Below are 22,385 nucleotides of genomic sequence, written 5' to 3' on the forward strand. Positions count from 1 at the left end.
GACGGCTTTTCAAGGGCCCTCAACGGAACCCTTCACTCAGCAAGCGGTGACGACCGCGCCCTTACTGATGGGCGTTGACGTAATCGATGGCTTCCTGAACGGTGGTAATCTTCTCGGCTTCTTCATCGGGAATTTCGGTATCGAATTCCTCTTCGAGCGCCATGACCAGCTCGACGGTATCCAGGGAATCAGCGCCAAGGTCCTCGGTGAAGGAGGAGCTATTCTGGATATCCTCTTCCTTGACATTCAGGCGCTCGGCCACAACCTTCTTCACGCGCTCTTCGATGGTGCTCATTATACGTACTCCAGTCGTTCAAGTTAGCCGTTCAGATGACCAGCCGTTTGGTCCGCAAACTCAAGCTGCGGGGTAGTTTATAGACGCCCCCCTGTCGGCGCAACCACCGACCCGCAGGGGCTTCAACGCATGTTCATGCCGCCGTTGACCTGCAACGTCTCGCCGGTGATGTAACCGGCGCCCTCGCTCGCCAGGAAACCGACGGCAGCCGCGATCTCGTCGGGCTCACCAAGACGCGCCAGCGGAATCTGGGTCAACAGTGCCTGGTGCTGCTCCTCGGGCAGTGCCCGCGTCATGTCGGTGGCAATGAAGCCAGGTGCCACGGCGTTGACGGTGATCGCCCTCGATGCCACCTCACGCGCCAGAGCGCGAGTGAAGCCTTCCATGCCCGCCTTGGCGGCAGCATAGTTGGTCTGGCCGAGATTGCCCATGGTCGCTACGACTGAACTGATGCTGACGATACGACCGAAACGGGCTCGGGTCATGCCGCGCAGGCACGCCTTGGTGACCCGATAGACCGACTTGAGGTTGGTGTCGAGCACCGCATCCCATTCGTCTTCTTTCATGCGCATCAGCAGATTGTCACGCGTGATGCCGGCATTGTTGACCAGAATGGTGGGTGCGCCAAACTCCTCGGTGACGGCCTTGACCAGTGCGTCGACACTGGCCTGATCGGTCACGTCGAGTGCCCTGCCGGCACCTTCGATGCCGTTGGCACGCAGGTCTTCATCGATCCTGGCCGCCCCTGATTCGGTGGTGGCGGTACCGATCACTACGCGCCCCTGTCGGCCAAGCTCATGGGCAATGGCCTGGCCAATGCCACGGCTGGCACCGGTCACCAAGGCGATTCTGCGTTCGCTGGACATAACCTGTTCCCGCTCCGAATGCTGTTTGGTCCTGGGGCTCGATGCCCCTCCTTGTATGGGCTGGCCGTGCCTTACTGACCGACCGCCTCGCGTGCCAGGCCAAGCGCTGCCTCAAGACTGTCGGGGTCATTGACCGCCAGCCCCTTGCTGCCCTTGGCGATGCGCTTGCCGAGGCCGGTAAGCACCTTGCCCGGCCCGCATTCGATGAACACAGAGGCACCCGCCGCCTCCATCGCTTCGACGCATGAGGTCCAGCGCACCGGCTGGTAGAGCTGTTCGACCAGGCGCGTACGTAATGTCTCGACATCGGCATGGGCCTGGGCGTCCACGTTCTGGTAAACGGTATAGCGCGGCGGACGCATGTCGAGTTCGGCCATGGCGGTCTTGAGCCGCTCGGCGGCCGGTCGCATCAGAGCACAGTGCGAAGGTACCGAGACCGGCAACGGCATGGCGCGCTTGGCCCCTGCCTGCTGGCACAGGGCGATGGCGCGCTCCACGGCGGACTTGTCGCCAGCGATCACCACCTGCCCCGGGGCATTGTAGTTCACCGCCGCCACGACCTCATTCTGCGCTGCCTCGGCGCAGGCCGTTTCAACGGTGGCAGCCTCGAGCCCGAGGATGGCCGCCATGCCGCCCCGACCGACCGGGACCGCCTCCTGCATCGCCTCGCCACGCAAGCGCACCAGGCGAACGCCATCGGCGAAACCCATGACGCCGGCACATACCATGGCACTGTATTCGCCCAGGCTATGCCCCGCCATGGCGCCGGGGCGAGGGCCCTCCAGCTCCTGCCATACCCGCCAGATGGCAACGCTGGCCGTCAGCAGCGCCGGTTGAGTACAGGCGGTAGCGTTCAGAGCCTCGTCGGGCCCCTCCTGGACCACTTTCCACAGGTCGTAGCCCAACGCATCGGCGGCTTCTTCGAAGGTCGTCCGCACGACGCTGTAGCGTTCCGCCAGCTCCCGCAGCATACCCACCTGCTGGGAGCCTTGCCCGGGAAAGACGAGGGCAAGGGGTTGAGTCATGTCGTTCACCATTGCTCTTGTTGAGTGCTGCCACAACGGGCATCCAGCTCCACGGCGAGTCGCGCCGGCAAGCCACGCCTGACCTCCTGCACGGCCCGCGACACAGCATAGGAAAAGCCAGTGGCATCGGCACTGCCGTGACTCTTGATCACGATGCCATCGAGCCCCAGCAGGCTGGCGCCATTGTAGCGCACCGGATCGAGTTCATTCTTCAACCGACGTAGCGCCGGCCTTGCCAACATGCCGACCAGACGGCTGCTCCAGTGCGACTCAAAGGTCAACTGAACCCGCTCGATCAGCATGCGCGCCAATCCTTCGCTGGCCTTGAGTACCGCATTGCCAACGAAACCATCACACACCACCACATCGGCGGAGCCGGCAAATATTCCGTCCCCTTCGATGAAGCCGATATAGTTCAGCGAGCCCATTGCCCTCAGCAGCGCATCCGCTTGGCGCACCGCCTCACTACCCTTGGTGCCCTCACTGCCCACATTGAGCAGCGCCACCCTGGGTGCGGCGAGTCCATCCACGTGGCGCGCCATGACTTCCCCCATGCGGGCGAAATCCACCAACCGCCCTGCGGTGACATCGACGTTGGCGCCGAGGTCCAGCAGGTAGCAGCGCCCGTCGCTACGGGTCGGGATGGCAGTGCAGATGGCCGGGCGCGGGATGTCCGCCACGGTGCCTAACGCGCGCCGAGCCAGAGCCATCAGGGCACCGGTATTGCCGGCACTGACACCCGCCGCAGCATTGCGGTTGGCCACGTGGGCAAGCATCAGCGCCATGCTCGTCTCGCCGCCACGCCGCAGCGCATCGGAGGGTCTCTGGTTCTGGCGAATCAGACCCGGCGCATGATGGACGGACAGATGCGAACCGGCCGCGGCGAGATGCCGCGGCAGATTCTCGAGCTCGTTTGACAGCTGGTCGCCCGGGCCGAACAGATCGACCTCCAGCCCTGGGCATGCCTGGACTGCAGCAGCCGCACCGTGGACGGCGACAGCGGGACCGGCGTCGCCGCCCATCGCATCGATGGCAATCCGCACGTTCAGGTGCCGATGGTCATCGACAGTGGGTCGACTCAGGCGTCGACCACCTTGCGACCACGGTAGAAACCGTCCGGAGAGACGTGATGACGCAGGTGAGTGGTACCGGTTTCCTTGTCCTGGGACAGGGTCGGTGCGCTCAAGGCGTCGTGGCTGCGACGCATGCCGCGCTTGGAACGAGTCTTACGATTCTGTTGAACTGCCATGGGTGTCACTCCGAAGTGAGACGATAAACAATCAGGATTTGCCCTTGAGGTGACGCAGCACCTCGAAAGGACTAGCGGGAGTCGGCTCGCTCGATTCGGCCTCCTCGCCGCTGCTCAGCTGGTCGCGCGAGACACGGCAATGCGCCTCGTCGTGGTAAACCACCTGGGGCAGACTGAGGATCAGTTCATCCTCGATCACCTCCAGCAGGTTCAGCTGTTCGTTTTCCACCAGCACCGGCTCATGGGTGCTCGGCAGCTCTGCCGCCAGCGCATCGCTCGAGACCATGCCCAGCAGGAACTCGCTCTCGACATGCTGCGCCATGGGCTCGAGGCAGCGCCGGCAAGGCAGCTGCAGCTCAGCTTCGACACGACCGCGGATCTCGCGGCGGCCCTGGGCGTCGATACCGAAATCGAGCCATACCTGACAGTCACCTGTCTGCGCGCCCACCTGCTCGGCCAGACGCTCGAACTGGTCGAGCGCCATCAGGCCGGAGAGGCTTTCGCTGCGGGCGGCAAGCCGGTAAGGCTCGACCCTATTGGGAAGTCGTGAGGTCAACATAGGCGCGCAATGATAGGCACTCCCCATGCCCCTGTCAAAGTCGCCTTCTCAACAAGTTACAATGCCCGCTCATTTGAATCTCCGATGACACTTTTTCGCACACCCCAGGAGCGCACCATGCCTCGACTCGTTCTCGCTTCAGGCTCCCGCTGGCGCCGCCAGCTCCTCGACCGGCTGGGGCTGCCCTATGCCTGGGCCAGCCCCGACATCGACGAGACGCCGCTCCCCGGCGAGACGCCCGAAGCACTGGTGCACCGACTGGCACTGGCCAAGGCCAGCCGTGTCGCCGAGGCGCACCCGGAGCACCTGGTGATCGGCTCGGATCAGGTCGCCGTGTTCGACGGCGACATCCTCGGCAAGCCTGGTGATGCGGCCACGGCCCGGATACAGCTGGCGCGCTTCTCCGGCCACCGGGTGACCTTTCTCACCGGCCTGGCACTGATCGACACCCGCAACGCACGCCACTGGGTCTGCCACGAACGCTACGACGCTCTCTTCCGCCGTCTCACCGACAGTGAGATAGCCCGTTACGTCGAGCGCGAGCAACCCCTGGATAGCGCCGGCAGCTTCCGCATGGAGGGGCTCGGCATCGCCCTGTTCGAAAAGCTCGAGGGCGACGATCCCAACACGCTGATCGGCCTGCCGTTGATCCGGCTGTGCGCGCTGCTGCGCGAAGCTGGCCTCGACCCGCTAGGGGATCAGGGCAGCTGGTAACGCACCGGGGAGCGGCTGGATGGCACACCCACCCATTCGGCGGCTACTCGACCGAACTGGCGGCTCAACCGCTCGAAGGGGTCCAGTCGCGGCGTGTAGTCGTGCAGCCGCACTTCGCCGAACAGATCACGGCTCAGGGCATCGAGGCTGCTGATGCCATCGATCAGGCCCAGCTCCAGCGCCTGCTCGCCGCTCCAGATCAGGCCGGTGAAGAGCCGCTCGTCATCGGCCAGGCGGTCGCCGCGCCCCTGGCGCACGGCCTCGATGAATTGGCTGTGAGTGGTATCCATCACCGTCTGCCAGAATTCACGCTCCTCCGGTGCTATCGGTGAGAAAGGGTCGAGGAACCCCTTGTTCTCGCCGCTGACGTAGATGCGCCGCTCGATGCCGAGGCGCTCTATCGCCTCCTCGAAACCGAAGCTGGCGAAAATGACGCCGATCGAGCCCACCAGGCTCGCCGGCGCCGCGACGATCTCGTCAGCCGCCGCTGCCATGTAGTAGGCACCGCTGGCGCCCACGTCCTCGATGACCGCGATGATGGGCTTGTCGCCCTCCTCGCGCAGGCGCAGGATCTCGTTGTAGACGCGCTGAGACTGCACCGGGCTCCCCCCTGGACTGTCGATGTGCAGCACCACGGCAGCAGCGTTGGCCGCCTCCCAGGCACGGTTCAGCCCTTCGATGATGCGCTCGGCGCTGGCCGGCGACTCGCTGTCGATCACCCCGCGCACCGTGACCACCCCCAGATGCTGGCGCTCCGGCTCACGGACCGGGTCGCCGAACAGGCTATAGAAGGTGGCCACCAACGAGGCCAGGATCAAGGCGGCAAAGAGGAAGCGGAAGAACAGCTTCCAGCGCCGCGAACGGCGCTGCTCGACCAGCACCCCATCTATCCAGCGGTCGAGCATCTCCTGCTGCGCCAAGCGCCGACGCTCACGCAGCGCTTCGGCGCTCTCCGCTGACGATGCCGGCTGCTCGCTCTGCGCCCGGCGCGCCTCCTCGGGGGTCAACTCCGGCCCTTCGGTCCAGCGGTCTTCACGCTTATCATCGCTCATCAGGTCGCCTTCCTTTCGCCTCTATCGATCCAACCAGTCAAACAGCTCGGTAACCGCCCCGGCAGTATAGACAGGACGGCTCATCGCCAGCCGCTCGGGGGCATGCACGCCCCAGGTCACGGCAACCCGATCCATGCCGAGGGCGCGCGCCATCTCCAGGTCGTACTCGGTGTCGCCCACCATGACGGCCTCCTCGACCGGCACGTCGAGTTCGACCAGCAGTTCCTCGAGCATCTGGGGGTGCGGCTTGGAGCGGGTCTCGTCGGCGGTACGGCTGGCATGGAACCAGCTACCACTGCCATTCTCGCGGAAGATCCGGTCGAGCCCGCGCCGGCTCTTGCCGGTTGCCACGGCCAGACGCCTCGCACGCTGGCCGCGCAGCGCGGCAACGCCGGCCTCGACGCCGGCGAAGAATGACATCGGCGTACTATTGCCCTCGACGAAATGGTGGGCATAACGGCTGCGCAGCAGTTCGAAGCGCTCGGCATCGATGCCTGGGCACAGCCGGTCGATGGCTTCGGGAAGTCCCAGGCCTATGATGTCGCGCACGGCGCCGTCTTCGAGATGCCCCCAGCCGGCATCGCGCGCCGCCGCCTGCATGCAAGCGACGATACGAGCGGCGGAATCCATCAGGGTGCCGTCCCAGTCGAAGATCACCAGTCGATAGCGCATCGCAGCTCCGGTCGAAGTTCCAGTGGCATGTCGAACCTCAGCGGCTCTCTCGGGCTCGTTCGAGCACCTTCTCGAGCTCTTCGGGGAGCGGCGCGCGAATCTGTACCGGGCGCCCGCTGCTGGGCTCCGGAAAGGTCAGCGACTCAGCATGCAGGAACAGGCGCGACAGGCCCAGGTAGCGGGCCAATGACGCCCCTTCCCGCGAGCCGTACTTGTCGTCGCCGAGCAGCGGGTAGCCGGCATGGGCGGCATGCACGCGGATCTGGTGGGTACGCCCGGTCACAGGCTCGGCCTCGATCAGCGTGGCCTTGGGGAACGCCTCGCGTACGGCGAAGCGAGTTCTAGCCACCTTGCCGGCCGCATCCACACGCACCCGGCGTTCACCATTACCGGCATCGTAGCGATCGAGACGGGCACTGACGAATTCGCGGCGCGCGGGCCAGCGCCCCGCCACCAGCGCCAGGTAGCGCTTGTCCATCTGGTGATGCTTGAGCGCCTCGTTGAGCGTCAGCAGCGCCGGGCGCGACTTGGCTAACAGCAGGCAGCCCGAGGTATCGCGATCGAGGCGATGGACCAGCTCGAGAAAATCGAGATCCTCGCGCACCTGGCGCAAGGCCTCAATGAGACCGATCTTGACGCCACTGCCCCCATGTACCGGAAGGCCGGCCGGCTTGTTGAGCACCAGCCAGCCCGGCCCCTCTACCAGCACGCTGCCGGCCAGCAGATTGCGCAACCCTTCGCTGACCTGCTTGACCGCCTCGCGCGGGGCCAGCTTGAGCGGCGGGATCCGCACCATGTCGCCCACCTGCAGGCGATAGTCGGCCTTCACCCGCTTCTTGTTCACCCGCACCTCGCCCTTGCGCACGATGCGGTAGACCAGCGTTCGCGGCACGCCTTTCAGGCGCGTTATCAGGAAGTTGTCGACCCGCTGGCCCGACTGGCCATCGCCTACCTCCACCCACTGTACGTCGCGCCCCTCGGCCATGACACTCCCGCTGAAAATCCGTTGTGAGGCCGCATTCTAACGCACTCGACGACGCGCTGCGCCAATTGCTGACGATTGCCAATACTGCTATATTGCCAGCTCGCTCGGATGGATCCCTTCGGTCCCATGGCGCCTGCACGACAGACACGCAGGCCGGAGCGACGAAATCGGGCGGCGACGACCCCTACAATGGGTCCCGACGCCAACGAGTGATAGACGCAAGAAAGTAGACAAGTAGTGACGCCACGCCCGGACCCGACTCGCGACAGTGACAGGCGAGCGGTGGCCACGGGAATCGTTCCACATCGTGCCGGTGGCCGGCGTTGGCGAATCGATGAATGCCAGGTGTCTGGCGGTGACAGCAGGGCCGGATGGGAGAAGCCCCACCGAGACATGTCCTGCCTCCGCCACGTACTCAACATGATCATGTCGTATTGGGCCCGTTTCGGGTACCGGTACGATCGGGCGCCACTGCGCATCCGCGACATGCGCTGAGCACAAGCACGCAGCACCCAGAGGTTCGCCTTCTTCGAAGCCTACCGGCGCGTCCAGTTTGCGAGACAACATGAAACGGATGCTCATCAATGCGACCCAGCCCGAAGAGCTGCGCGTCGCGCTGGTAGATGGACAACGCTTGTATGACCTGGACATCGAATCGGGTGCCAGGGAACAAAAGAAAGCCAATATCTATCGCGGAAAGATTACCCGCGTCGAACCCTCCCTCGAAGCCGCCTTCGTCGACTTCGGGGCCGATCGTCACGGCTTCCTCCCTCTCAAGGAGATCTCCCGCGAATACTTCCTGAAGGACACCTCGGGGCGCCCCAGCATCAAGGAGGTGCTCAAGGAGGGTCAGGAAGTCATCGTGCAGGTCGACAAGGAGGAGCGCGGCAACAAGGGTGCGGCGCTGACCACCTTCATCAGCCTGGCCGGCCGCTTCCTCGTGCTGATGCCCAACAATCCTCGCGCCGGCGGTATCTCACGGCGCATCGAGGGCGAAGAGCGCACCCAGCTCAAGGAAGCCATGGGCCAGCTCACGGTGCCGGAGAAGATGGGCGTGATCGTGCGCACCGCCGGTATCGGCCGCAGCAGCGAGGAGCTGCAGTGGGACCTCAATTACCTGGTCCAGGTGTGGGAGTCGATCACCGAGGAGGCCGGCAAGCGCCAGGCGCCTTTCCTGATCTATCGCGAATCGGACGTTATCATACGTGCCATGCGCGATTACCTGCGCCAGGACATCGGCGAGGTGCTCATCGACGATCCGACGGTGCATCAGCGCGCCCTGGCTTTCATTCGCCAGGTCATGCCCTCGTACCAGCAGAAGATCAAGCTCTACGCCGACGAAGTCCCGCTGTTCTCGCGTTTCCAGATCGAATCCCAGATCGAGACCGCCTACGAGCGTGAAGTGAAACTGCCCTCCGGTGGCTCCATCGTCATCGACCACACCGAGGCCCTGGTCTCCATCGATATCAACTCGGCGCGCGCCACCCGTGGCAGCGACATCGAGGAAACCGCGCTGCAGACCAATCTCGAGGCGGCCGACGAGATCGCCCGCCAGTTGCGCCTGCGTGACATCGGCGGCCTGGTGGTGATCGATTTCATCGACATGAGCCCGGCGCGCAACCAGCGTGAGGTCGAGAATCGCATGCGCGACGCGCTCAAGCTCGACCGCGCCCGCGTACAGATCGGTCGCATCTCTCGCTTCGGCCTGATGGAAATGTCACGCCAGCGCCTACGCCCGTCGCTGGGCGAAACCAGCGGCGTGGTCTGCCCGCGCTGCAACGGCCAGGGCACTATCCGTGACGTGCGCTCGCTGTCGCTGTCGATCATGCGCCTGATCGAAGAAGAGGCGATGAAGGAGCGCAGCGCCCAGATCCGCGCCATTCTGCCGGTGCCGGTAGCCACTTACCTGCTCAACGAGAAGCGCTCGGTACTCGCCGACATCGAGAAGCGCCAGGGCGTGCGCGTTCTCGTACTGCCCAATCCCGACATGGACACGCCGCACTACGATGTTCAGCGCCTGCGCGACGACCATATCGAGGAGGAAGGCGAGCAGGACAAGTCCAGCTTCGAGCTGTCGGTAGATACCGAGATCGGCAAGGAGCCGGACACCAGCATCGCCAAGCCGGTCGCCCGCACCGAGGCGGCCGTCAAGACGGTGATCCACAACGAACCGGCCCCGGCCTCCCTGCAACAGGAACCGGCCCCGCAGCCCGCAGCCACCACCCCGACTGCCCCCCCCACTGGTGCGGCCCCGGCTGCTGGCGTACTCGGTCGCCTGCTGAAGGGCGTCAGCAAGTTGCTCGGCGGCGCCGAGAGCGATACATCCACTTCGGCGGAGCCCCGCAAGCCGGTCACACCTCCCCAGTCTCGCAGCAGCGAGGAAGAGCGTGGCGAGCGCAACGGTCGCCAGCGGCGTCGCTCGCGTGGCGACGCTCAGGATGACAACCGCAGCCAGCGCGGCCAGGCTCGCCAGCAGGAAAGCGCCCGCAGCGACTCACGCCAGGAGGCGCGCCAGGACAACGCAACTGGCCGCAGTGAAGGGCGTGTTGAAGGCCGCAGCGAAGGACGCGGCGGTCGCGGTCGCAACCAGGCGCGTGCCGACAAGCCCCAGGCTAGCGAGGAAGGACGTCAAGGCAACAAGCCTCGCAGCCGTGACGAAGCTCCACGTCGCCAGAAGGCCGAGCCCCAGGAAAAACCCGCCGAGCAAGCGGCCGAGCCGGCCAGAGCCGATGATGGCAAGCCCAAGCGTACGCGCAACAACCCGCGCAACCGCTCACGCCAGCACGCCATCAATCCGCAGGCCGAAGCCGAGCAGAAGCGACTGCAAGCAAGCGAGCAGGCGAATCTCGCCACCGACCAGGCCAAGACCGAACAAGCCAAGCCGGCTGAGAAGCCTGCCGAACCGGTCAAGGCCGAGCAGCCCAAGCCGGTAGAGAAGCCCGCAGAGCCGATCAAGGCCGAGCAGCCCAAGCCGGTGGAGAAGCCCGCCGAGCCGGTCAAGGCCGAGCAGCCCAAGCCGGATCAGGCCAAGGTCGACGCGCCCAAGCCGGCGGAGAAGCCCGCCGAACCGGTCAAGGCCGAGCAGCCGAAGGCGGATCAGGCCAAGGTCGACGCGCCCAAGCCGGCGGAGAAGCCCGCCGAACCGGTCAAGGCCGAGCAGCCGGAACAGACCAAGGCCGAGGCGCCCGAGCCAGAGGAAAAACCTGCCATCGAAGAGACGCCTGCAGCCGCTCGTCGACGCCGCCGCGCGCATAATGACCCGCGCGAGATCCGTCGACGTGAGCAGGAAGCGCATAAAGGCAAACAGGGCTGACAAGCCACGCCGCCAGCGAATGGCCCGCGCACTGCGCGGGCCATTTTCTTTGGCGAAATGGGTGATTGCCGAGCGGCTTCGCTTGCGATGGACTCAAGCCAGCCTGGGTTCGCGTTCCAACATTACGCCGAAGCGTGCCTGAACCTGCCCAACCACGCGATCGGCAAAGGCCAGTAGCTCTGCGGCGCTGCCTCCGCCAAAGTGAACCAGCACCAGAGCCTGGCGGTCATGCACACCGAAATGGCCGCTACGCCAACCTTTGAGGCCGCATTGATCGATCAACCAGCCGGCAGCCAGCTTGACACGCCCATCCGGCAGTTCGAAATGCGGCATCGCGGGCCATGACGCCAGCAGTTCGGCGGCCCGCTCCGATTCGACGATGGGATTCTTGAAGAAGCTGCCGGCATTGCCAAGCTCTGCCGGGTCGGGCAGCTTCTCGCGGCGAATGGCGCATACCGCCTCGGCCACCTCGAGCGGGCCTGGGCACGGTCCTACCCGCTGGGCCAGGTCGCCATACGCCAGGCGCGGTGATGCCACCCGGGACAGGCGCAGCGTCAAGCCGGTAATGACTACCCTGCCCTCCAGCTCGCCCTTGAAGATGCTGTCGCGATAGCCGAAGACACACTCCTCGGGGGTGAGTACGGCACTGCGGCCATCCTCCACGAACAGCACCTGGACCGCCTCGAGCACTTCGCATAGCTCGACACCATAGGCGCCGATGTTCTGGATCGGCGCGGCGCCGCAGAAACCCGGAATCAGCGCCAGGTTCTCCGTGCCCCATAGCCCGCGGCCGGCCAACGCCATGACCAACGCATGCCATTCGACCCCCGCTCCGACGTGTACCAGAACGCGGCTGCCCTGTCGCTCCAGCCACCAGTGGCGCAGCGCCGGTTTGAGCACCAGCCCCGACAACCGCTCGGGCAGGATCAGATTGCTGCCTCCGCCGAGGATGGTCAGGGTCCAATCCCGCTCGGCTGCCTGGCGCAGCAGCCGGCGCAGCGGCCCGATGGCCGACGGCGCGGCGAAACGTTCGGCAAGGCAGGGTAATCCCAGGGTATTGGCCGAGCTCAGATCATGATCGGCCAGAGTGGCATCGCTCAATGCCGCGCCCCCTCGAGCCGCCGGGTGATATCCTCGACCAGGCCGCGGGAAGCGGACTCGATCAGATCCAGCACCTCCTCGAAGCCCCGTTCGCCACCGTAGTAGGGGTCGGGTACCGGGCGGTCGACCTGACCGGCAAAGTCGAGAAAAAGGCCGATGTGGGCCTGACACGCCTCGGGACACTGCTGGCGCAGCGCCGCCAGGTTGTCGTGATCCATGGCCAGAAGGTAATCGAAGCGGTGGAAATCCTCGGCCGATAGTTGGCGCGCGCGAACCTCGCTCAAGTCGATACCGCGTCGACGAGCGGCCTCCGCGGAGCGCGGGTCCGGCGGATTGCCCACGTGCCAGTCACCGATGCCGCACGAATCGACCTCGACACGATGCGCCAGCCCTGCCGACTCGAGCTCCCGACGAAACACGCCTTCGGCGGTGGGTGAACGACAGATATTGCCGAGGCAGACGAACAGAACGCGCATGAGTCTCCTCCTGCTTACGAATTCTCGGTCAGCAAGGCCCTGACACGCTCCAGGTCCTCGAACGTGTCGACACCGGCCGGATTGGGCTCGGCAGCCAGGGCCACCTGGATGGCATGGCCGTGGTGCAGCGCCCGGAGCTGCTCCAGCTGCTCTAGTTGCTCCAGCGCCGAGGGGCTCCAGTCGCGATACTCCGCCAGGAAAGCGGCGCGGTAGGCGTAGAGTCCGATATGGCGTAACCAAGCATCGGTTTCGAGCCATTCGGGGCGCGTGGCGAACGAGTCGCGGTCCCAGGGAATAGGGGCGCGCGAGAAATAGAGAGCACGGCCGGAAAGTGCCCGCACCACCTTGACCACGTTGGGATTGAACAACGTCTCGACGTCGGCGATAGGCTCGGCAAGGGTCGCGATGGAGGCGCCGGGGTCGTCATGCAGCCGCATGGCGACCTGGTCGATCAAGCGCGGCGGTATCAGCGGTTCGTCGCCCTGGACGTTGACCAGCACGGCATCGTCGGCGAGCCCAAGATGATCGGCGACCTCGGCCAGACGGTCGGTGCCGGAGGGATGGTCGGCGCGGGTCATGACCACCTCGGCCCCCAGCGGCAGCATGGCGTCGCGTATACGTGCATCGTCGGTGGCCACCACCACGCGACTGGCTGCGCTTTCGCCAGCGCGTCGCCAAACATGCGCCACCATGGGCTCACCGGCAATGTCGAGCAGCGGCTTGCCCGGCAGCCGCGAAGAGCCAAAACGTGCCGGAATCACCGCGATGAAGGCGTTATCCTGCGCCATCACGCCTCTCCGGTACGACCGGGCGAAGCCGGCAGCTTCTCGTCGACCTCCATCCGGCGCGCCTCTTCGGGCAGCATGACCGGAATGCCGTCGCGCACCGGATAGGCCAGGCCATCGTAGTGGCACAACAGCTCCTGGGCCTTGCGGTCGTACTTGAGCTTGCCCTTGCACAGCGGGCAGACCAGCATGGCCAGCAATTCCTTGTCCATCGTCTCACCTCTATCGTCCACGAGTTCCGTCCACGAGTTTCATGCTCTCACCCTTTCGACCATACGGTTATCGCAGCCCTGCCAGCCGACTGTCCAGCCAGGCGACGAAGTCCGCCGACGGCTCGGCTTCGACCTCGAGTACCCATCCCTTCGCAAGAGTCATGGCATCGCACTTCTCGGCATCCTTGGCCGTCATTATCACCGGCAGATCGTCGTTGAAGGCCAGGTCCTGCGGCGAAAAGCGATGGTGATCGGCGAAGGCATGCGCGCTTGCTGCTACGCCCAGGTCGTCCAGGGTGGCAAAGAAACGCCCGGGATTGCCGATCCCCGCCACCGCGTGCACCGGTCCCCGAAAAGGCAGCGGATCCAGAGGAAAGCTCGCACCGTCCGCCAATGAGCGCCAGCGCACCGGAGCCAAGCGAAAGGTATGGGTTCCCTCGGGCAGCGCGAGGATCGTTTCACCATTGACCAGCACGGCGTCCACCTCACTCAGGCGCGACAAGGGCTCACGCAGCGGGCCCGCCGGCAGGCAACGTCGATTGCCGAAGCCACGGCGACCGTCCACGACCACCAGTTCGACATCGCGCCCCAGTGCCAGATGCTGCAAGCCATCGTCACTGAGCAGGATGTCGCAGCCCCGCTCGAGCAGCGCCCGCGCTCCACGCGGTCGGTCGGGGTCGACCACCACCGGCAGGCCGGTCTGGCGCGCCAGCATGCGCGGCTCATCACCGCTCTGGGCGATCGGTGTCCGTGTCGTGACATGCAAAGGATAGTCTGCGCCCTGCCCCGCCTTACCGCCATACCCCCGCGACACGATGCCAGGCCGCCAGCCGCGTTCCGTCAGGTGACGGGCAAGCCAAGCCACCAGAGGAGACTTGCCCGTCCCACCCAGGGTTACGTTGCCGACCACGATCACCGGTACCGGGGCTCGCCACACCGTGCGGCGACCGTCACGGTAGGCCGCCGCACGCCGTGCCATGGCCCAGCGATACACCAACTCGAGCGGGCGCAACGCCTTGAGCCAGGCGGCATCGCCATAGGCCGCCTGCAACCATCGCTCGCCCAGGCCATGACTCATGGCACCGAGGCTTCCTGGAACTGCAGCCGATGCAGCGCCGCATAGGCGCCATTTTGCGCCAACAATTCGGCATGGCTGCCCTGCTCGACGATCCGGCCCTGCTCCATGACAACGATGCGGTCGGCTCGCTCGATAGTGGAGAGGCGATGGGCGATGACCAGCGTGGTCCGCCCACGGCAGACTACCTCGAGCGCCTGCTGAATATAGCGCTCCGATTCGGTATCCAGCGCCGAAGTGGCCTCGTCGAGCACCAGCATCGGCGAGTCCTTGAAGATCGCCCGGGCAATGGCGAGGCGCTGACGCTGACCACCGGAGAGCATCACACCGTTGTCGCCGACGATGGAGTCGTAGCCGTTAGGCAGCCGCTCGATGAACTCATGGGCATAGGCAGCCTTCGCCGCCGCCTCGATGCTGCTGCGCTCGGCCTGCGGTACGCCATAGGCGATGTTGTCGGCCACGCTGGCGTTGAACAGGGTCACCTGCTGCGACACCAGCGCAATCTGACGGCGCAACGGTGCCAGGCGGTATTCGTCGATTGGCACGTCGTCGATCAGCACCTGGCCGGCGGTGGGGCGATAGAAGCGTGGCAGCAACCCGGCCAGGGTCGACTTGCCGCTGCCCGAGCGCCCCACGATGGCAACCATCTCGCCGGGCTCGATGATCGCATTGATGTCCTTGAGGACCTCGGGTTGATCGTCACCGTAGCGGAAATGCACCCCGCGCAGCTCGACCTTGCCACGCAGTCGTTCGGGTTCGCGAGTGCCCTCATCGGGCTCGGTTGGCACCCGCATCAGGCCGAACAGCTCCCCGGCCGCGGCGATCCCCTTCTGGATCTCGCTGTTGATCTCGGTGAGCTGACGCACCGGCTTGGCCATCAGCGATGCGGCGGTGATGAAGGCGACGAACTCGCCGGGCGTCATGTCTGCCAGCAGCGCGGGCGACATCGCCAGCCACACCAGTATGGCCAGCGATACGGCGATCATCAGTTGGATCACCGGCGTGCTGATCGCCTTGGTCAGCGCTTCCTTCATCTTTTGTTGGCGGTTGTAATCGCTGGCCCGGGCGAAGCGCGCTTTCTCAAAGGCCTCGGCGCCGTGGGTGCGCACCACCCGATAGCCGGTGAGGGCCTCGGAGGCCACATGGGTGACGTCGCCCATGGAACTCTGAATGCGCTGTGAGATGCGCCGAAAACGCTTGCTGGCATAGCTCACTACGCCGCCGATCAGCGGCGTCACGGCGAGGAACAACAAGGTCAGCATCCAGTTGGTCCACAGCAGGTAGGTCAACAGACCGAGCACGAACAGTCCTTCCCGCAGCAGGATCGTGATGGCGTTGGTCGCCGCCCCGGTAACCTGCTCCACGTGGTAGGTGACCCGCGAGATCAGATGACCGCTGGAGTGGGAGTCGAAGAATCTTCCCGGGAGATGCAGCATGTGGTTGAACACGTTGCAGCGCAGGGCATGAACCACGTTGCGTGCCACGTTGCTCATGAAATAGGTGCCAAGGAACGTACCCAACCCCCTGACCGCGAACATGAACACTACGAACAGCGGCAGGAAGAGACGAAAGGAGGCATCGGGGTCCTGAATGCCGTCGATCAGGCGCTTCATCATTTCGGCCAGGGCCGTACTGGAGGCCGCATAGAGCGCGTAGCCGACGATCGCCAGGGAAAAGGAGATCCAGTGTGGCTTCACGTAGGCCAGCAGCTGCTTGTAAAGGGCCCAGCCCGAGTATTGGGTCCGGTCTTGAGTCACGGTGTCTCCGCTTGCGTGGATGTTGCCTGTGTTTCGCGGGTGGCGATGCGAACTTGACGGATGCCGAGCAACCCCGCCTGGTCGAGTGCTCGCACCACGTCGGCATGCACCGCCCGGGCATCGGCCTCGACCACCAGCCCGTGCAGTCTGGCCTGGTCGGCCTCGGCAGCCAGTGCCTCGCCAAGCTCGTTGGCGGCCAGTTCACGCTCGCCCAGCCGGTAACGCCCCTGCTCGTTCACCACCAGTGTGACCGGCGAGACCTCGAGGTCGACTCCGGCAGCACTCTCGGGAAGCGTGAGCTCGAGCGCCTGGCGGGTCTCGAAAGTGGTCGATACCATGAAGAAGATCAACAACAGGAAGACCACATCGATGAGCGGCGTGAGGTTGACCTCCACCGGATCACGCCGGCGGCGAGTGAACTTCACGAGCCCCGGGCCTCCGCAGACGGACGCTCTGCCTCACGCTGTTCGCTGAAGCCCAGCTCGCCACGGTAATGGGCGAGGAATTCCACCACCTGGCCTGCCTGCTCCTCCATACGCACGGTGATATCCTCGACCCGACGCTGGAAGTAGCGGTGAAACATCAGCGCCGGGATCGCCACGGTGAGGCCCGCTGCGGTAGTGACCAGGGCGCGCGAAATGCCACCGGCCAGTTCGGCGGTACGCCCGGCACCGTCGGCGGATACGATCACCGCGAATACTTCGATCATGCCTACTACGGTGCCCAGAAGACCGATCAGCGGGGTTATGGCGGCAATGGTGCCCAAGGGGCTCAGAAAGCGCTCCATGTCGTGGATGACAGCGGTAGCGGCCTCCTGCAGCCGCGCCCTGACCTGCTCGTGACCCAGCCGCGCATTGCGCAACCCGGCAGCCAGCACGCCACCCAGCGGCGAATGGCCCTCGAGCCAGTAGAGGTTGACCTGGCCGCGTGCCACCAACGAGCAGACTTCCTGGCCCAGACCGTAAGGCGCGATGCGCTTGGCACGCAGGGTCCAGAGACGTTCGATGATGATCACCGTCGCCAATAGCGAACATCCCAGCAGCGGAATCATCAGCCAGCCGCCAGCGATGAGCGCATCCATCATGTCCATCGGTTTCCCCTCTTCACGCAACGACCGTCGCGATCATTGGCGCGATTCTACCGCATGGCACCTGCCTTCGACACTGCCGCGGCGCCAGCGCATGTCACGCTCGGCATGCAACGACACCTGCTCTTCGCGGCCCAGCCAGAAGGTCACGGCACCATCCAGGGCAGTGCTCCATTGACAACTGCCGGCGCGGCGAAAGCGTCGCACCACTTCGTCGTGGGGGTGTCCGAAGGCGCTGTGTCGGGCAACACTGTAGATCACGTGCCGCGGCATTACCCACTGCACCAGCTGCGGCCCCGAGCTGGTGTGGCTACCATGATGCCCTGCCACCAGTAGCGTGACCGGCAGCTCCACGTCGAGCAGGAACATACGCTCGATCTCGCGCCCGACGTCACCGGTAATCAACAAGCGATCGCTGCCAGCCGTCACTTCCAACACACAGGAGCGATCATTGCTTGAAAGCTGCTCTGTCTCCTCGGGCGGCCAGAGCACCCGATAGGCCACACCATCCCGCTGCCAGGCTTGTCCGCGCCGGCAGCTCTCGAAGGATACCCCGATGGCTTCGCCGGGCGGTGCCAGGAACCTTCCTACCGTATGCTCCGCGGCCAACACGGCAACACCACCGGCATGATCGAGGTCACCGTGGCTCACCATCACCTCCTCGAAGTGTTGCCCCGCCGGCCACAGCGAACTCAACGGAGCGAAACCCGAGGCGAAGCTGGGTCCGCTATCGTAGAGCAGACGGTAATTGGCACTGCTCAGCTCGATCAGTTGGCCCTGGCCGACGTCCTGCACTCTCACCCGCAGGACGCCTGGCTCGGGTAGAGGTGCCGTCAGCCCCAGCATGGCCGGCATCAGCAACAACGCAGCCCCAAGGCGCAATGCCTTGGTCAGGCCGGGAAGCGCCCACAGCAGTGCCACGAGGCCGAGCATGAGGGCCAGCGGCAAGACCTGCTCCGGCGAGGGCCACCACAGCGGCAGGCGCTCCACGGCCAGCTCCAGCAACCCTACCAGCAGCCGGGCGGCGTACTCGAAGAGCCACCAACACCAGTCGCCCAGGTATGGAAGGGGCGCGAGCAGCCAGCCCAGCAGACCGAGCGGCACCAGCAGGAGGCTAACCAGCGGCACCGCCACCAGGTTGACCAACGGCGCCGCCGGGGCCAGCCTGGCGAATGCCAGCAGTACGGCGGCCGCCATCAGCGGAGCCAGCAGCAACTGAGTACGCACCAGCCCCCAACCCCAGCCGGACACGCCCCGCGGCCTTGGGCGTCCCTGCCAGATCAGGATCAGCAGCGCCACGGCCAGGAACGACAGCCACAGCCCCGGGCGCCACGCCGACAGAGGGTCGAGCAGTACCACCAGCCCCAGGGCCAGCCACCACGCCTGCCACGGGCCGGGGGCATGCCGCCCGCTGGCCACCCATAGCCCCACCAGCGTCATGATCATGGCGCGCATGGCCGGTGGCTGCAGCCCCGCCAGCCAGGCGTAGCCGACGGCCGCGACACCCGACAGCCACCATGGCCATACCGCCATTCGCCAGCGGCGCGGCACGACCAGCCGAGCCAGAGCGCGGGAAGCCAGCAGCACGAAGGTCGCCACCAGCCCCACGTGCAGACCGGAGATCACCACCAGATGGGTCGTGCCGCTGGCGTTGAGCAGATCCCAGTCGTCGCGCCCGAGCCGCTCGCTCGCCCCTAGGGTCAGGGCGGCCAGCCAGCGCCGGGTCTGCGGGGAGAGCTGCCGTTCGTCGAGGTAGCCGAGCGCCCGCTGGCGCAACGACGTCGGCGCCGCCGCCAGCCGCTCGGCGGCGGGCTCGCTGCGCACGTAGCCGGTGGCCTGGATCCCCTCGCGCCAGAGCCAGGCGCCATAATCGAAGGTACCGGGGTTGGCGAAACCCGCCGGCGGCCTCAACCGCACGGTCATGGCCCAGCGCTCTCCCGGCTCGATCTCGGGCGCCTCGAAGTAGCTCAGCCGCACCCGACGCAGGGAATCGCACGGCAGCCTGGCGGAGTCCCATGGCCGGCACGCATCGACGCGCACCATCAAGCGGCTGAGACGCCCCTCCTTTTCGACGGATTCGATGCGCCCCTCCAGGGCGAGATCGGCTCGCAGCAACCCGTCGGGCAGCACAGCACCCTGGGCCAGCAATACCTGGGACGCCGCGAAGGCAATGACCGCCCCCAGGGCGACAGCCCGCCATTCGCCTCGCGCAACCAGAAACAGCAGGCACAACGACCAGGCTTCGAACAGCCCTGACGGCGCCCAGCGTCCCAACCCCACGCCGACCAGCGCTGCCAGCGCCAGCGGCATTGCCATACCCAGTCGCACTCCCTCGCCCCCTTCTTCCCCAGCCCCAGGCCCGATTCACTCCGTTGAGCCACATTCCGCCCCCAGCATGGCGAGCCTCCTTGCATACATGGATAATACCCGGGTCCCGAAGCAGCGAGCCAACCCGACATGCCGCGGCGATTCCTGCAGCGCTACATGCCCAACCCCGAGACGCTCAGGCGTCAGCGTTCGCTGCGCTTCATGAGTCGTATGATCGGCGACCCCGGGCTCTGGGTGCTCACCCGGCGCACCGTGGCCAACGCCTTCTCCGTGGGCCTGTTCAGTGCCATGCTGCCGATCCCCTGCCAGATGGTGGTCGCAGCCTTCGGCGCCTGGCTCCTGCGCTGCAACCTGCCGCTCTCCGTGGGCCTGGTGTGGATCACCAACCCCTTGACCATGCCGCTGGTTTTCTATGGCAACTACCGGATCGGCGCCTGGCTGATGGATACCCCGGCGCGGGAGGCGCCCACCCGCGTCTCGACCCGCTGGATCGCCGAACGCACCGCCGAGATTCTGCCCGCCGTGGCGTTGGGCTCGGTAGCAACGGCCATCGTACTGGCCCTTCTGGCGAACCTGCTGGTACGCCTGGCATGGCGCTGGCATATCTCGCGCAGTTGGAAACAACGCACCACGAAGCGTCGCCAGAGACGTCGCGAAATGAACGATTGAGCCCCTTGGACAAGGGGCACTGAAAGGAAAGTGAGTCGAAGGCATCTCGGCAGAACAGGATTCAGGTCTGCTCGCTGAGACGCCCCCCATCCAACCTCATCACTCGATCCTGGTGAGCGGCGAGTGAAGGGTCGTGGGTCACCACGACGAAGGCACATTCGGTAGTACGTGCCAGCTCGTCCATCAGGGCCAGGATACTGGCTGCGGTGCTCTGGTCGAGGTTGCCGGTTGGCTCGTCCATCAATACCAGGCTGGGGTCGGTGACCAGTGCTCGTGCGATGGCCACGCGCTGTCGCTCGCCACCCGAGAGTTCACCCGGCTTGTGGTCGGCCCGGTGCCCGATACCCACCTTGACCAGCAGGTCGCGAGCCCGCGCCTCAGCGGTCTTCTTGCGCTGTCCGCGGATGATCAGCGGCAGCGCTGCGTTTTCCAGCGCGGTGAATTCGGCCAGCAGATGGTGAAACTGGTAGACGAAGCCGATATGGCGATTGCGGAACTTCCCCAGCGCCGCCTCGCCCAGGTCGAGCAGGGATTCGCCGGCGATCGCCACTTCGCCGCGTGTCGGGCGGTCCAACCCTCCCAGCAGGTTGAGCAACGTGGTCTTGCCCGACCCTGAACTGCCCACCACGGCGACCCGCTCCCCGGCGCACACCTCGAGCGAGAGGCCATCGAGCACGGTGACGTCCTGGGGCCCCTCGCGATAGATACGAGTCAGGTCACGGCAAGCCAGCATTACCCTGCCGCTGGCCGTGCGCTGAGTGAGATCCCCCTGGTTCGCGGTGGCCAAATCACTCATAGCGCAGTACCTCCGCGGGCTGCACGCGCGAGGCGCGCCAGGCCGGATAGAGAGTGGACAGGAAGGTCAGGCCGAAGGCGGCGGCAATGATGTCTCGCACGTCGTCCCAATGCAGGCGTGACGGGAGGTCACTGATGAAATAGACACCGGCGTCGAGGAATTGGATACCAAGGGTCGACTCCACCCAGCCGATCAGATCGGAAACGGTCAATGCCAGCAGGATGCCGAGCCCCACGCCAATGGCAATGCCGATGATGCCGATCGCCAAGCCCTGGACCACGAAAATGCCCATGATCGAGCGCGGTGTGGCGCCAATGGTACGCAGTATGGCGATATCGGCGTGCTTGTCGGTTACTACCATCACCAGGGTCGAGACGATGTTGAAGGCGGCCACGGCGATGATCACGGTGAGCAGTAGCGCAATCATGCGCTTCTCCATCTGGATCGCCTGAAACAGGTTGCCATGTGAGTAGGTCCAGTCGATACCGCGATAACCGCTGCCCAGCTGGTTGACGATGGCGCGCGTCTCGGCCCCGGCGGCGAACAGGTCGTCAAGCTCCAGGCGCAGCCCACCCACGGCGTCGCCCAGACGGGCCAGGGTCTGCATGTCCTCGATGTTGGCGTAAGCCAGGTTGGCATCAAGATCGGCGCCGACGCTGAAGATGCCGCTCACCGTGAAGCGCTTGAGGCGCGGGAAGACACCGGCGGGTGTAATCGATGCCTCGGGCACCAACAGCGTGACGCGGTCACCCACGCCGACCCCGAGATGGCGCGCCAGCAGAGAGCCCAGTACGACGTTCCACTCGCCTGGCTGCAGGTCGTCGAGACTGCCCTGACGCATGTGGCGACCGATGATCGAGACGCGATCCTCCCACTCGGGATGAATGCCGTTGACCATGGCGCCCTCGTTGCGCCCACTCACCGAAAACATGCCCTGCTGCTCGACGTAGGGCGCGGCACCGATCACCCGCTCGCGCTGCATCAGCTGTTCGGCCAATGCTTCCCACTCGACCAGGCCGCTGGGCGACTCGATCTTGGTATGCGGCACCATACCGAGAATGCGGGTGCGCAGCTCGTGGTCGAAGCCGTTCATCACCGAAAGCACCAGGATCAGTACCGCCACGCCCAGCATCAGGCCCAGCATGGAGGTCAGGGATATAAAGGAAATGAAATGGTTGCGGCGCTTGGCGCGCACATAACGCAACCCTATCAGCAGTGGCAGGCGGTCGAGCATCATCGCGTTCCTTGTCAGAGGTGGCCATGGTACGTTTTTTTCCGCTGCGCTGCATCGGCTGCGTGTGGATTGCCCAATGCTTGCAAGATTGCCGGCGCACGCCTACATTTCGCCGACTCTCTTCCCGGCACCGTC

23 protein-coding genes are annotated in these 22,385 nt (G+C 65.4%); 3 read left to right on the forward strand and 20 right to left on the reverse strand.

Annotated features, from left to right (window positions below):
• Nucleotides 1–61 precede the first annotated feature (61 nt).
• The 6 genes from acpP to HBJ55_RS20750 form a co-directional block, all read right to left on the reverse strand.
• Complete coding sequence (acpP, locus tag HBJ55_RS20725) at nt 62–295, reverse strand: acyl carrier protein (RefSeq protein WP_008956801.1); 234 nt, start codon at nt 293–295, stop codon at nt 62–64.
• Nucleotides 296–417: 122 nt separating this feature from the next.
• Entirely contained in the window at nt 418–1,161 is a 744-nt protein-coding gene (fabG, locus tag HBJ55_RS20730; protein ID WP_167119683.1) for a 3-oxoacyl-ACP reductase FabG, read from the reverse strand.
• Nucleotides 1,162–1,232: 71 nt separating this feature from the next.
• Nucleotides 1,233–2,186 carry an ACP S-malonyltransferase gene (gene fabD, locus HBJ55_RS20735; RefSeq protein WP_167119686.1) on the reverse strand — a complete coding sequence of 318 codons (954 nt, stop codon included), beginning with the start codon at nt 2,184–2,186 and terminating at the stop codon, nt 1,233–1,235.
• A gap of 5 nt (nt 2,187–2,191) precedes the next feature.
• Nucleotides 2,192–3,229: a phosphate acyltransferase PlsX gene (gene plsX, locus HBJ55_RS20740; protein ID WP_167119689.1), complete on the reverse strand. Its 1,038-nt coding sequence runs from the start codon at nt 3,227–3,229 to the stop codon at nt 2,192–2,194.
• A gap of 35 nt (nt 3,230–3,264) precedes the next feature.
• Entirely contained in the window at nt 3,265–3,435 is a 171-nt protein-coding gene (gene rpmF, locus HBJ55_RS20745; RefSeq protein ID WP_021820795.1) for a 50S ribosomal protein L32, read from the reverse strand.
• Nucleotides 3,436–3,466: 31 nt separating this feature from the next.
• Nucleotides 3,467–3,994, reverse strand: a complete 528-nt coding sequence (locus HBJ55_RS20750) for a YceD family protein (protein WP_167119692.1) — start codon at nt 3,992–3,994, stop codon at nt 3,467–3,469.
• A 117-nt stretch (nt 3,995–4,111) separates the two neighbouring features.
• Here HBJ55_RS20750 and HBJ55_RS20755 point away from each other — a divergent pair, with 117 nt between their 5' ends.
• Nucleotides 4,112–4,708, forward strand: a complete 597-nt coding sequence (locus tag HBJ55_RS20755; protein ID WP_167119695.1) for a Maf family protein — start codon at nt 4,112–4,114, stop codon at nt 4,706–4,708.
• Here HBJ55_RS20755 and sppA read toward each other — a convergent pair.
• From sppA to HBJ55_RS20770, 3 genes are read right to left on the reverse strand one after another with little or no spacing between them, the layout of a single operon-like run.
• Nucleotides 4,693–5,760, reverse strand: coding sequence for a signal peptide peptidase SppA (gene sppA / locus HBJ55_RS20760; RefSeq protein WP_167119698.1), 1,068 nt, complete (start codon nt 5,758–5,760; stop codon nt 4,693–4,695). The genes HBJ55_RS20755 and sppA overlap by 16 nt on opposite strands.
• 21 nt (nt 5,761–5,781) lie before the next feature.
• Nucleotides 5,782–6,432: an HAD family hydrolase gene (locus HBJ55_RS20765; RefSeq protein WP_167119701.1), complete on the reverse strand. Its 651-nt coding sequence runs from the start codon at nt 6,430–6,432 to the stop codon at nt 5,782–5,784.
• 37 nt (nt 6,433–6,469) lie between these two features.
• Nucleotides 6,470–7,417 carry an RluA family pseudouridine synthase gene (locus HBJ55_RS20770; protein ID WP_167119704.1) on the reverse strand — a complete coding sequence of 316 codons (948 nt, stop codon included), beginning with the start codon at nt 7,415–7,417 and terminating at the stop codon, nt 6,470–6,472.
• 565 nt (nt 7,418–7,982) lie between these two features.
• Here HBJ55_RS20770 and rne point away from each other — a divergent pair.
• Nucleotides 7,983–10,730, forward strand: coding sequence for a ribonuclease E (gene rne, locus HBJ55_RS20775; protein ID WP_167119707.1), 2,748 nt, complete (start codon nt 7,983–7,985; stop codon nt 10,728–10,730).
• Between the two features lie 93 nt (nt 10,731–10,823).
• On the opposite strand, the gene murB is transcribed toward rne, so the two are convergent.
• The 9 genes from murB to HBJ55_RS20820 form a co-directional block, all read right to left on the reverse strand.
• On the reverse strand, nt 10,824–11,831 hold the full coding sequence (gene murB, locus HBJ55_RS20780) for a UDP-N-acetylmuramate dehydrogenase (RefSeq protein WP_167119710.1): 1,008 nt from the start codon (nt 11,829–11,831) through the stop codon (nt 10,824–10,826).
• Nucleotides 11,828–12,307, reverse strand: coding sequence for a low molecular weight protein-tyrosine-phosphatase (locus tag HBJ55_RS20785; RefSeq protein WP_167119713.1), 480 nt, complete (start codon nt 12,305–12,307; stop codon nt 11,828–11,830). Before HBJ55_RS20785 ends, murB begins: the two co-directional genes overlap by 4 nt.
• Nucleotides 12,308–12,321: 14 nt before the next feature.
• Nucleotides 12,322–13,095, reverse strand: a complete 774-nt coding sequence (kdsB, locus tag HBJ55_RS20790; protein ID WP_167119716.1) for a 3-deoxy-manno-octulosonate cytidylyltransferase — start codon at nt 13,093–13,095, stop codon at nt 12,322–12,324.
• Nucleotides 13,095–13,304, reverse strand: coding sequence for a Trm112 family protein (locus HBJ55_RS20795; protein ID WP_167119719.1), 210 nt, complete (start codon nt 13,302–13,304; stop codon nt 13,095–13,097). The genes kdsB and HBJ55_RS20795 overlap by 1 nt, the downstream gene beginning before the upstream one ends.
• A 67-nt stretch (nt 13,305–13,371) precedes the next feature.
• Nucleotides 13,372–14,382 (reverse strand): tetraacyldisaccharide 4'-kinase, encoded by a 1,011-nt coding sequence (gene lpxK, locus HBJ55_RS20800; protein WP_167119722.1) that lies wholly within the window; start codon nt 14,380–14,382, stop codon nt 13,372–13,374.
• Nucleotides 14,379–16,136 carry a lipid A export permease/ATP-binding protein MsbA gene (gene msbA, locus HBJ55_RS20805; RefSeq protein ID WP_167119727.1) on the reverse strand — a complete coding sequence of 586 codons (1,758 nt, stop codon included), beginning with the start codon at nt 16,134–16,136 and terminating at the stop codon, nt 14,379–14,381. Before msbA ends, lpxK begins: the two co-directional genes overlap by 4 nt.
• Nucleotides 16,133–16,561 carry a biopolymer transporter ExbD gene (locus HBJ55_RS20810; RefSeq protein WP_167119730.1) on the reverse strand — a complete coding sequence of 143 codons (429 nt, stop codon included), beginning with the start codon at nt 16,559–16,561 and terminating at the stop codon, nt 16,133–16,135. The genes msbA and HBJ55_RS20810 overlap by 4 nt, the downstream gene beginning before the upstream one ends.
• Nucleotides 16,558–17,226, reverse strand: a complete 669-nt coding sequence (locus HBJ55_RS20815) for a MotA/TolQ/ExbB proton channel family protein (protein ID WP_206022794.1) — start codon at nt 17,224–17,226, stop codon at nt 16,558–16,560. The genes HBJ55_RS20810 and HBJ55_RS20815 overlap by 4 nt, the downstream gene beginning before the upstream one ends.
• A gap of 33 nt (nt 17,227–17,259) precedes the next feature.
• Nucleotides 17,260–19,539: a DNA internalization-related competence protein ComEC/Rec2 gene (locus HBJ55_RS20820; RefSeq protein WP_167119736.1), complete on the reverse strand. Its 2,280-nt coding sequence runs from the start codon at nt 19,537–19,539 to the stop codon at nt 17,260–17,262.
• Nucleotides 19,540–19,680: 141 nt separating this feature from the next.
• On the opposite strand from HBJ55_RS20820, the gene HBJ55_RS20825 reads away from it, so the two are divergent.
• Entirely contained in the window at nt 19,681–20,220 is a 540-nt protein-coding gene (locus tag HBJ55_RS20825) for a DUF2062 domain-containing protein (RefSeq protein WP_167119739.1), read from the forward strand.
• 61 nt (nt 20,221–20,281) lie between these two features.
• Here the strand turns inward: HBJ55_RS20825 and HBJ55_RS20830 are convergent, their stop codons facing one another.
• Both HBJ55_RS20830 and HBJ55_RS20835 read right to left on the reverse strand, forming a co-directional pair.
• Complete coding sequence (locus HBJ55_RS20830) at nt 20,282–21,016, reverse strand: ABC transporter ATP-binding protein (protein WP_167119743.1); 735 nt, start codon at nt 21,014–21,016, stop codon at nt 20,282–20,284.
• Nucleotides 21,009–22,250 (reverse strand): lipoprotein-releasing ABC transporter permease subunit, encoded by a 1,242-nt coding sequence (locus HBJ55_RS20835; RefSeq protein ID WP_167119746.1) that lies wholly within the window; start codon nt 22,248–22,250, stop codon nt 21,009–21,011. The genes HBJ55_RS20830 and HBJ55_RS20835 overlap by 8 nt, the downstream gene beginning before the upstream one ends.
• Between the last annotated feature and the right edge of the window lie 135 nt (nt 22,251–22,385).

This window comes from Billgrantia bachuensis (genome assembly GCF_011742165.1).
GTDB classification, from domain to species: Bacteria; Pseudomonadota; Gammaproteobacteria; order Pseudomonadales; family Halomonadaceae; genus Halomonas; species Halomonas bachuensis.